Genomic DNA, 10,877 nt, shown 5'->3' with positions numbered 1-10,877 from the left:
ATAGTAGACTGCGCGAAGCCAAGTTCGTCCGCTAAGTCGTTTTGACAAAAAAAGTTGTGGTGGACGAGCGTTTGCACCCTACCGATAACATCCGATCGAAGTCTGATTGAGCGTGGCATCGATCTCTCCGGAAACGTAGTATGCGACTTTGAGGATGGTTCGGGGGTGAGTAATTTGCATTACTTGTTGCTGTGCCGCTTTGCCACTGAAGGGCTAAAGTCTTGTCACACAGACATCTAGTAATTTTAGTAATTTCTCGATATTAAGTCAATTAAAACTCAATTAAAACTCAATATATAAGAGGTCTGTTCTCGATTTGGCTATGTTTTGATAAGGTTAGAGATCTCGCACAAATTCATGCTAATTGTTACTGCGACAACCTGTGGATACTCAGGGGCACCCCGACACGATCGATGCTAGAACGCGAACCTTATGAGTATAGAGTTGGGGGCAGCTTGCCAGAACATGCACCCAGCTACGCCATCCGCCGCGCCGATCGCGATTTTTATGATGGGTTGAAAGCGGGCGATTTTTGCTATGTATTTAACTCGCGCCAAATGGGCAAAACTAGCCTGCTGGTGCGGACGTTACACAGGTTACGCAGTGAGGGAGTGGCTTGTACGACGATCGATGTTTCGGGTAGGGGTAGCGGCAATATTCAGCCGGAACAGTGGTATGCGGGGATTGCCTATACTTTAGTTAAAGATTTTAAGTTAGCAAATCCGCTCCAATTTATGAAAACTTGGTGGCAAGAGCGCGATTTTCTGCCGCCACCGCAGCGGTTGGCTGAGTTTATTGATACGGTGCTCTTGCCAAATACTACTACACCGCTGGCGATTTTTATCGATGAGATCGATAGTACTTTGAGCCTGGATTTTTCAACGGATGATTTCTTTGCAATTATTAGAAGTTGTTACGATCGCCGCGCGACGAACCCCGATTACCAACGCCTCACTTTTGCTTTAATTGGTGTAGCGACACCATCGGATTTAATTGCCGATAAAAGACGCACGCCATTTAATGTCGGACGGGCGATCGAATTAACTGGATTTACATTAGCAGAAGCTAGCCCACTGGCGATCGGCTTGATGGAGCTGACAGATAACCCGCAAGCTACGCTAGCCAATATTTTAGAATGGACTGGCGGACAGCCATTTTTGACTCAGAAGTTGTGTTATTTACTTACGCAAAGCAATTTATTCGTGCGATCGACTGATGCGATTGTAGTTATTAAAAAGCTAGTGGAGACGGAGATCTTAGAAGACTGGGAAAGTAAAGATAATCCGCCACATTTTAAAACGATCGCCGCACGATTGACTGCAAGTGAAACGCGATCGAGTAGCTTGTTAGGAATATATAAACAGATTTTAATCGATCGAGAGGTGTCGATCGATAATCTTCCTGAAGAACGCGAATTACAACTATCGGGAATTGCTGTCAAATTTGGCGATAGATTGCGAGTTGCCAATCCGATTTACGCCGAGATATTTAATAGATCGTGGGTAGATAAACAGCTGGCGAATTTACGTCCCTATGGTACGGTTGTCAAGGAGTGGCTCGAATCGAACAAGCAAGATAATTCTCGACTGCTTAGGGGTAAAGCCTTAGAAGATGCGCTAACTTGGTCTAAAGGCAAAAATTTAAGTAATGTAGATAGTCAGTTTCTCAGTGCTTGTCGCGAACAGCGCATTTATGAAGCCAATCAAGAAGTACTTCAGCAACGCATCAAACAATTGTGGTTGCTATCGGGAATTGCGATCTTATTTGCCTTGAGTGCTTTGTATCTGGGTGCCGAAGCACGGCGGGAAAAAGAAAAGGCCCAAATTGCTACAATTACTGCTAAAAATGCCCTCAATCAAGCATTAATTAAATCGGATACTTCCAAACATACTCTCGAAACTTTAATCGGTACTTTAGAAGCTGCCAGATTATTATTAAACGATCCCGATTCACAGTCACAGCCAGAAACAGAAACCAATCTTCAATACTCTCTCTACGGTACGCTCGAACGCAATCGTCTCACGCATCAAAACACCGTTACTGGAGTTAATTATAGTCCTGATGGTAGATTTATTGCTTCAGTTAGTCAAGATAAATCGCTGAAAATTTGGCAGCCAGACGGTACAGAAATTGCGACAATTATCCATCCCCAATCTTTGAAAGACCTAGCTATTAGTGCCGACAGCGAAAAGATCGTGACGGTGGGCGACGACAATCGCGTGAGAATCTGGAATATTCGCGGCAAACAAGTTACCCCATTATTGAAACAACACGATCGACGAGACAAATTTTTACGCGTAGCAATTACGCGAGATGCGAAATATATTGCAGCGGCAACTAACACCGATTCACAAAATGCCGAAATTGTCATTTGGGAAACTAATAGTGGTAAAATTATCAAAGTACTAGCATTTCCTAAAACTCCTGGAGAAGTAGGCGATCGCACCCACAGTTTTCGGGATCTCAAATTTAGTATCGATGGTAAGTTTCTAGCCGCTGCTAGTACCGATACGACAATTAAAGTGTGGCAATGGCAAACTAGTAAGAGTCCACAAATTCTGACCGGACACCAAGATTGGGCGTATTCACTCTCTTTTCGACAAGATGGTAAATGGCTGGTATCCAGTGGCGGTGGTAGCGATAAAAGTTTAAAAGTCTGGCAAATTCGATCGGGTAAGTTTGAGTTATATAAAACTCTCGAGAAGGTACATGAAGAAGGATTTTATGTAGCTTTCAATCCTGACGATCGACAATTAGCAACCGCTGGCGGTACGCTAAAGATCTGGGACTTCGACCGAATATTAGACTATCCACAGCCAATAATTGCTGCTAATAACTGGGGGAATATCTTACTGGCTCAAATCGGCTCTAACCAGACAGAGTATAAAAGTATCAGCTATAGTCCCGACGGTCGGCGTATCGCCCTAGCAGCAACAGATTCCCAAGTTATTATTTGGGAACCAGATCGCGCATTAGAACGCAATGTTAGTGCCAGCGACTTAAGCATCAAAAGAGTTATTTATAGTCATAATGGTAAATATCTAGCTACTGCTGGCTCGGATAAAAAAATCAGAATTTGGACGGCAGATGGTCATTTATTCCGAACTATTAGCGGTCATAAAGATTGGGTGTACGGCCTGAATTTTAGTCCCGACGATCGCTCGATCGCCTCAGCAAGTGAAGATAATACGATTAAGATCTGGCAAGTGGCAGATGGCAGAATAATTCGTACTTTAAAGCATAGTGATTTTGCCCTCGATGTCAGCTTTAGTTCCGATAAGCGTTATTTAGCTTCTGTCGGTAACGATGAAAAAATTAAAATCTGGGATACTGGCGACGGTAAACTAATTAAAGAAATTAAAATTACTAATAACGATCATTGGATTTGGAAAGTTGCCTTTAGTCCAGATGGTCGGTACTTAGCAGCAAATAGTACTAATGGCGTGGAACTTTACCGCACTAGTGACTTTACCAAAGTTCGGACATTAGACGATAATAATCGCCAAAAAATGCAGAGTTTACTAAAAATTAGTTTCAGTCCCGACAGCCAAACAATTGCGGCTTCAGGCGTGGATGGAATAGTCCGCTGGTGGAACGTCGCCGATGGTAAATCTTTAGCTAAATACCAAGCTCATCAAGCTGCTAGCGATGACATTCAATTTAGCCCTGACTCCCAAGAAATAGCCACCGCTGGCGGAGGAACGATTAAATTCTGGAGTCGCAAGGGCGAATTGCGGCGCACGATTGAGAGTTTTAATGCTTTGAGTCTGGCATTTAGTCCCGATGGTAAGACTTTCGTCGCGGTGGATAAAAATGGTGTGATGAGATTTTGGAATTTGACAAAGTTAGAACGAGTCTATCTGAGCCTCGATGCCTCTTATGCTAAAGGCTGTAAGCGGTTGCAAGAGTACCTCGCTGGCGTTCGCGCCCAACGCGATCGCAATCCCGCCGCAATCGATTCTATCTGCAAACTTTCAGGAATTGAGAATTGAGAATTGAGAATTATACCAAATCCAAAAAATCGAGCTATGGTCGGACGTAAATGCTCGATTTGGGATTTGTGCAGGAGGTCTAAATATAATGCTAGAAAAAGTACCGCAAACCCGAAAATATCGCCGCACTTAGGATCGTAGCGATCGGAATTGTCACTACCCAAGCCAAGCCGATCGATTTTAACGTATCCAACCTAACCGCTTGCCAATTCTTCACCAAACCGACGCCTACTACCGCACCGACTAAAGCATGAGAAGTTGAGACAGGTAAGCCATAACTCGAAGCGATTAAAATCGTCGCAGCAGTGGCTAACTCGGCGGCAAACCCACTACTAGGTTCGAGTTTGATAATACCTTCCCCAATAGTGGCAATCACCTGTTTGCCCCAAATTGCCAACCCAGTTACGATGCCGACGCCACCTAGCACCAACACCCACAACGGAATTTCTAAACTAGATTGGGGGACAGTCCCCGTACTTTGAATATATAGAATCGTTGCCAACGGCGCGATCGCATTCCCCACATCATTGGAGCCGTGAGCGAATGCCACACAACAGGCACTAAGCAGTTGAAATCTGGCTAACTGACGCTCGACAACTTCGGTTGTCTGGGGATTGGTTATCGAGTCGAGATCGACCTTCTCCGCCGCCAATCGCCGCCAACCGACTAACGTAATCGCCAATGCCGCCATCCCGCCCAATCCTAATGCAAAATCGTGACGGGGGACTTCAGGTAAAAATGTTGACGGTAATGTTGCCACCACGCTAGGTAAAACAATTACCCCAAATACACTCACTAAAATCAGCGACAACCACGGCATCCATTGTTGAAGTTGCGCCAGCGGTCGATCGCGTTCTAGAATCCACCGTTTAATGACCAAATAAAAGCCCGCAGCTACCATCGCACTAAGTAGGGGCGTGATTACCCATGCCAGCGAAATCGTGCCCAGTGCCGACCATTGTACCGCGCTCGATCCGGCGGCAACCCAACTAAATCCCGCGATCGCACCCACGACAGCATGAGAAGAAGCGACAGGCAAATTTTTGGTTGTCGCAATTTGCAACCACAACCCGCAGCTTATTAAGACAGCAATCATCCCCAGCAATAATGTTTGCGGCTGGGACACAAATAAATCGGGATTGGCAATACTAATTGCTAAAGTCGAAGACACTTGTCGCCCGAACAACACTGCCCCAGTAAATTCTAAGATGCCAGCAATGACGATCGCTTGCTTGAGCGTAATTGCCTTGGAACCAACCGAAGTCCCCATCGAGTTAGCAACATCATTCGCACCAAGATTACAAGCTACATAGACGGCCAAACAGCAAACAAATCCAATAAATAACATCGATCGGTGTAAGAATGGGTAAAATTAGTCTATGAAGTGTGGCTCGATCTTAGTGTACTGCTAGTATAATCTCCCACGATCTCCATCACCTTAGACCGAGATCGTTCCTCCTTAAATCATGGGAGATCGACGATCCCAACCCATAGATTCTACCCCGTCAGATCGATCGCTATCGATCCCTACTGGCGATCGACAATCGACTAAGTTAATTATTTTTATGGCACAGCACAATCCTCACAGCATTCAACTCCAAATCAATCGCATGTTTGAAAGCGGTCAATCTTTATTTGCGAAAACCAAAGTAGAAGATTGGCTCAAACAGCGCAATGAAAATCCCGCTGACTACGATATCAGCTTTAACAAACAACCTGCTGCTGTAGGTTCTAGAGCCGTCATGGCAATCTCTGTCGAGATCCAACGCAAAGATGGACAGCCTGTAGATGAGTGGCTGCTGGCTCAATTAAACGATCTGCAATAAATCCCCCGTTCGTAACTGTCCGCCCTTGCCTGACGAGCGACAAATCGCTCGCGTTCGCAGTTTCGCCATATAATCGATCGCCCCCAGAGCGCAGATCGACAGCTAGTTTCCATCCCGATCGACACACCATTACATCACTCTGCTAATTCCATGTCCGAGCGCGAATCTACAGCTTTGCCCCAATTCAAGATTTTAGGTCAACCCGTCCACCTCTCCAAAGATTACATTCCCTGGTTGCTCGATCGATTACAACGAGGTATTGGCACTCACGTTGTAACGATGAATGCCGAGATCGTCATTCAAGCGACTCACGATCTCGAACTATCTACCATCATTCACAATGCAGACTTAGTGACCCCAGATGGTTCGGGAATCATTATGGCTTTACGATTGCATGGTATCGAGCAACCGCGCTATGCAGGCATCGATTTAGGCGAAGATTTAATCCGCCTAGCAGGTGAAGCAGATCGTGACTACCCAGTGTTTTTATATGGTGGCAAGCCGCAGATCGTCCAGAAAGCGGCGCAAAAGTGGCAAACTGAGTTACCCAACTTGAAAATTGTGGGCATCGAGCACGGTTATCTCGATGCCGAACAGCAGGCGAAACTATTGCATCAAATCCAGTCTACACAACCAAAAATCATTCTCGTCGCACTGGGAATGCCCAGACAAGAAATTTGGATTCGCGACAATTTTCATCTGTGTCCGCAAGCCATTTGGATTGGTGTCGGTGGCAGTTTCGACGTGTGGTCTGGTGTCAAAAATCGCGCCCCACAATACATCCGCAATCTAGATTTAGAATGGTTGTATCGGATCGCCCAAGAACCCAGTCGCTGGCGCAGAGCCTTAGCTTTACCTAAATTTGCCATTCTGGCAATTTTGGAGAGGTTATGGGGCAAACCCAAGGAAAAACTCGCACCGAATTAGATCCTCATCCTGAAACAAGTACACTAAAGACAGTATTTTAGACAATCCTTCATTCTTGGTTTCATGTCCCCAACTGCGGAATTATTGCTAGTTTTCGTTCTGATTTTACTCAATGCTTTATTTGTGATGTCTGAGATGGCGATCGTCTCAGCCCGGAAAGTCAGATTGCAAGCATTGGCAGATCGAGGAGATCGACGTGCTGGAATTGCATTGGGGTTGGCAATGACACCCGACCGCTTCTTGCCTACAGTGCAAGTGGGGATTACCTTGATGGCAATTTTATCTGGGGCGCGTGGTGAAAGTGCTATTTCTAGGATACTGACGCCACCATTGGCACAAGTCTTACCGCGCGAGTATAGCGAACCAATTGCCTCGGTATTGGCAATTGTGCTACTTACGTATCTGACGCTAATCGTCGGCGAACTCGTACCCAAACAGATAGCTTTAAACAGCCCAGAAACAATTGCCAGTTTTTTATCTAGACCGATCGATCTATTAGCACGAATAACGACACCACTAATTTATGTATTGGGTCATTCTACCAACTTTGTAGTTAAACTACTGGGAATTAAACGCTCTAGTCAGCCCGAAGTCACCGAAGAAGAGATCAAGGTGATGATCGAACAAGGTACCGAAACAGGTATGTTTGAAGAATCCGAGCAGGATATGGTCGAAGGAGTCCTCAGTCTGGGCGATCTCAAAATCGGCGCGCTGATGACGCCACGCCCAGATATTACCTGGATTGATATCGACGACCAAATTGGGATTACCCGCCAAAAAATTATCGATAGCGATTATTCCCGCTTGCCCGTGTGTGAAGGCGAACTCGATCGCGTTTTGGGTGTCGTTCATGTTGCCGATTTACTCTCCCAAACGCTCAAAGGTGAAGAAATCAATCTCACCGCATCCCTGAGCCAACCGCTATTCATTCCCGAAAGTACGCGCGGTCTCAAAGTACTCGAACAGTTTAAGAAATTTGGCACCCATATTGCAATGGTCGTAGATGAATATGGTGTAATTCAAGGTTTAGTCACCATGCACGATCTGTTTGAAGAGATCTTTGGCGACATTACCGATTTTAACGAAGAACCAGAAGAACCCCAAATTATTCAGCGCGACGATGGTTCGTGGCTGTTGGATGGCATGTTATCGATCGAGGAACTACTCGAACAATTTAGTATTCCCGAAAGCGCGATCGATCGCGGAAATTATCATACTCTAGGCGGATTTGCCATTATGCAATTAGGCAAAATCCCGATTTCTGGAGAACATTTTGAATGGCGAAAATTGCGGTTTGAAATTGTCGATATGGACGGAAAAAGAGTAGATAAAGTATTAGTTAAGTTCTCTGAAAATGATGAAGAGATAGAAGAAGTAGAGCGAGATTAAATTATTACTCATTACCCACAGATCTACCCTGACATTCCCACTAATACCACCCGCATTCCACACCCAGCCAGCCGACTCCGGGATGATAGACTACCACGCACGGCACTCCGACATCCTCGCGCGACATAATCCCAAGCACCGCCACGCATCACCCGTTTGACATTGGCTTCTGTTAAGCTCGAAATCCACGCGCTCCCATCTAACGGCGCACCTTGATAACTGGGTTGGTATTCATCCAGGCACCATTCCCACACATTCCCATGCATGTCATACAAACCAAAAGCATTCGGCGGGAAACTCCCAACAGGCGTAGTTTGCGCTCTATTTTCACCTGTGGGTGCGCCCTGATAGGGATAATCCCCGTTATAGTTGGCTAGCTCGGGCGAGATTGTTTCCCCAAAGTAAAATGCAGTAGTAGTGCCAGCACGACAGGCATATTCCCATTGTGCTTCGCTAGGCAGCGTATATCGATCGCCAGATTGTTGCGATAATTTGGTACAGAATTCGATCGCATCATCCCAACTAACATGTTCGATCGGATAATTATCACCCGATCCACTCCCGACATGCTCGCCCATAATCGATCGATATTGAGTCTGAGTAATCGGATATTTACTCATAAAAAATGCTGGTACCGTCACTTGATGAACGGGCTGTTCGTCTTGATGGTGTCGCTCGTCGCCCATCATAAATGTACCGCTAGGAATCGAGACTAGATCCAATCTCACACCATCACCTAAGCTGAGTGTAAAATATTCAGCCGCACTCGATCGCCGATCGATAATTTCACTATTGCGATCGACAGTGACTATTTCAAAGTTAGATGTGGTGAGATTGGCTACAGAAGACATGATGTTGCGACTAGGGAGATCGATTAGATTCAAGTATGCCATGGGTTGCACCTAAAGGCATTGGGAATTGCAGCTCGCGCACACCTTCGTTCGGGTGATGCAGAAGGCATGTACGACACACTTAAAGCCCTTACTTGGCTTCGATAAGTTCGATCCCACTAGAATCGAGCTAAAATTGCCTCTGTCTCTAGGATCGCAAAAAAAACCGATCCTTAAGATCGGTTTTTTCGTTAAAATCAATGATTTTGACGAATTAGACAATACCAGCAGAGAAAATACCGAAAGACTGACCTTGCGACAAACTGAAAGTATTGCTAGCCAAAAGCGGATCTACCACAGTATCGCCGAACTCTGGAGCAGCTTGGCGTTGACTCACAGAATCACCAATGCCTGAGGAGTAAGTAATTTTCGCAATTAGATCGCGGGTGCCATCGAGCTTAACAGCAAATAGCCGTGTGAAGTCAGCATTAGTCGCATAATTACCCGCAGCCAAGAAAATCTGGTCGGCACCATTACCAAAATCGGTAATTTTGGCGAAATCAGCATTCTTGTTGCTGCTGTAATAAAGAGTATTGCCTTTACCTAAAACAAAAACATCATTACCAGCACCACCAATCAGAGTATCAACTTCAGTCGATCCTGGATTTGTGCCAACAGTCCCAGTCAAAATATCGTTACCATCACCACCATTGAGAACGTTGTTCTTTAAATCTCCAGTAATGATGTCATTGATGCGGGTACCATTAACATTTTCAAAGTTTTTTACAGTGAAATTCTGTGTTCCCAGCACCGGAATACCGATGACACTCAAAGTCTGTGTGGAGAGATTGACATTAATCGGGACAGTACCACTGCTGGCAGTCGAGCCATCAATTAAATCACCCGCGCCGTTGCTGCCGATAAGTGTCTCAATGCCAATGAGTTGGTCTTCGCCCAATGAACCGTTAGATCCTTTGGAGACTTTCCCCGAAACACCGAGAGTAACTGGGCCACCTAGCCTCGAATAATTTACCGTATCTGTGCCTTTACCGCCAACGAGCAGATCGTTACCTTTACTACCATTAATTGTGTCATTACCACCAAGGGCATTAACAACATCATTTTGAGCGGTAGTTGCGATGATATCGTTACCTTCGGAACCGTTGATAACGTTGGGTGGGACGAGTGATGGGGCTTTTCGTTCCGCACCTGCATCAGGTAAGTCGGTAAGTTCTTGTGGAATTGCTAATGTGGTGTCTGCCATGATTTGAGTTTGTTCCTACTTAAATGTCTGGTGTAATTGACAGTGTTATTTCTTGGAAATTTCCAAAAAAAACAATTCCGAGCTGGTAGAGCAAACCAATCAAAGTAGATGTTAGATCGTACAAAATAGTGTTGTAAATCCCTACTTGCTTAGTCTCTATCGACAGAATAACCACCTTCATCGACAAAGTAAAGACAGTTTGTAGCGAAAACTACAGAAATATTTTTTTCAAGATAAATTGCTTAATTTATAGATTACAAGATCGACTATTTAAGTGATAATAACTATCGCTGGTAACAAAGGCGACATCAGGGAATCGCGGATCTAGAGATCGCTCGATCGAGCTTAGTAGTATTGCTCTCATCGCGATCGAAGTAGGTCACTGCAATTGTTACATGGAGTAAATCTCTCGATAAAGATGACTGAATAATCATCAGCTACTAGAACTGTTGGTAGTAAATATCACATCAGTGCAATTTCAGTACCAGATCGGCAGTTGTCTAAGCAGGGACAGGATACCGCTCTAAATATATATTTATTCCAGTAGTGAATTCCCGTTAATATTAATTTGGGGCTCTTCATTACTTAGTATGCAAAACTAATAATTGTAATGCCAATTAAGCAGGCATCTATTTCTGAAGTTATCGAA

Annotated in this window: 7 protein-coding genes; 4 read left to right on the top strand and 3 right to left on the bottom strand. The window is 44.9% G+C overall.

Going from position 1 to position 10,877, the window contains the following annotated elements; all coding sequences use genetic code 11:
* The first annotated feature begins 413 nt into the window (after positions 1-413).
* Complete coding sequence (locus tag C7B77_RS14005) at positions 414-3,992, top strand: AAA-like domain-containing protein (RefSeq protein WP_106305725.1); 3,579 nt, start codon at positions 414-416, stop codon at positions 3,990-3,992.
* A gap of 91 nt (positions 3,993-4,083) precedes the next feature.
* Here C7B77_RS14005 and C7B77_RS14000 read toward each other — a convergent pair whose 3' ends face one another.
* Positions 4,084-5,340, bottom strand: a complete 1,257-nt coding sequence (locus tag C7B77_RS14000) for an inorganic phosphate transporter (RefSeq protein ID WP_106305723.1) — start codon at positions 5,338-5,340, stop codon at positions 4,084-4,086.
* Positions 5,341-5,557: 217 nt separating this feature from the next.
* Here C7B77_RS14000 and C7B77_RS13995 point away from each other — a divergent pair, with 217 nt between their 5' ends.
* The 3 genes from C7B77_RS13995 to C7B77_RS13985 all read left to right on the top strand — a co-directional run bounded on the left by C7B77_RS13995 (position 5,558) and on the right by C7B77_RS13985 (position 8,134).
* Positions 5,558-5,818 (top strand): hypothetical protein, encoded by a 261-nt coding sequence (locus C7B77_RS13995; RefSeq protein ID WP_106305727.1) that lies wholly within the window; start codon positions 5,558-5,560, stop codon positions 5,816-5,818.
* A 150-nt stretch (positions 5,819-5,968) separates the two neighbouring features.
* Positions 5,969-6,745 carry a WecB/TagA/CpsF family glycosyltransferase gene (locus tag C7B77_RS13990; RefSeq protein ID WP_106305720.1) on the top strand — a complete coding sequence of 259 codons (777 nt, stop codon included), beginning with the start codon at positions 5,969-5,971 and terminating at the stop codon, positions 6,743-6,745.
* 63 nt (positions 6,746-6,808) lie between these two features.
* Entirely contained in the window at positions 6,809-8,134 is a 1,326-nt protein-coding gene (locus C7B77_RS13985) for a hemolysin family protein (RefSeq protein WP_106305718.1), read from the top strand.
* Positions 8,135-8,157: 23 nt separating this feature from the next.
* Here the strand turns inward: C7B77_RS13985 and C7B77_RS13980 are convergent, their stop codons facing one another.
* Both C7B77_RS13980 and C7B77_RS13975 read right to left on the bottom strand, forming a co-directional pair.
* Entirely contained in the window at positions 8,158-9,027 is an 870-nt protein-coding gene (locus tag C7B77_RS13980; RefSeq protein WP_245894191.1) for a formylglycine-generating enzyme family protein, read from the bottom strand.
* A gap of 211 nt (positions 9,028-9,238) precedes the next feature.
* The gene (locus C7B77_RS13975; protein WP_106305712.1) at positions 9,239-10,228 is read right to left on the bottom strand and encodes a calcium-binding protein; all 990 of its coding nucleotides are present in this window, start codon (positions 10,226-10,228) and stop codon (positions 9,239-9,241) included.
* Positions 10,229-10,877: the final 649 nt, after the last annotated feature.

Source organism: Chamaesiphon polymorphus CCALA 037, assembly GCF_003003845.1.
In the GTDB taxonomy this organism is placed as follows: Bacteria; Cyanobacteriota; Cyanobacteriia; order Cyanobacteriales; family Chamaesiphonaceae; genus Chamaesiphon; species Chamaesiphon polymorphus.
Note: the sequence above shows the minus strand (reverse complement) of the source record. Positions and strands in the feature narration are given on the sequence as shown.

Bases quoted from the DNA above. Each gene is read 5' to 3' on its own strand.
- C7B77_RS14000 (WP_106305723.1), bottom strand. From the start codon at position 5,340: ATGTTATTTATTGGATTTGTTTGCTGTTTGGCCGTCTATGTAGCTTGT.
- C7B77_RS13975 (WP_106305712.1), bottom strand. From the start codon at position 10,228: ATGGCAGACACCACATTAGCAATTCCACAAGAACTTACCGACTTACCT.
- C7B77_RS13980 (WP_245894191.1), bottom strand. From the start codon at position 9,027: ATGGCATACTTGAATCTAATCGATCTCCCTAGTCGCAACATCATGTCT.
- C7B77_RS14005 (WP_106305725.1), top strand. From the start codon at position 414: ATGCTAGAACGCGAACCTTATGAGTATAGAGTTGGGGGCAGCTTGCCA.
- C7B77_RS13990 (WP_106305720.1), top strand. From the start codon at position 5,969: ATGTCCGAGCGCGAATCTACAGCTTTGCCCCAATTCAAGATTTTAGGT.
- C7B77_RS13985 (WP_106305718.1), top strand. From the start codon at position 6,809: ATGTCCCCAACTGCGGAATTATTGCTAGTTTTCGTTCTGATTTTACTC.
- C7B77_RS13995 (WP_106305727.1), top strand. From the start codon at position 5,558: ATGGCACAGCACAATCCTCACAGCATTCAACTCCAAATCAATCGCATG.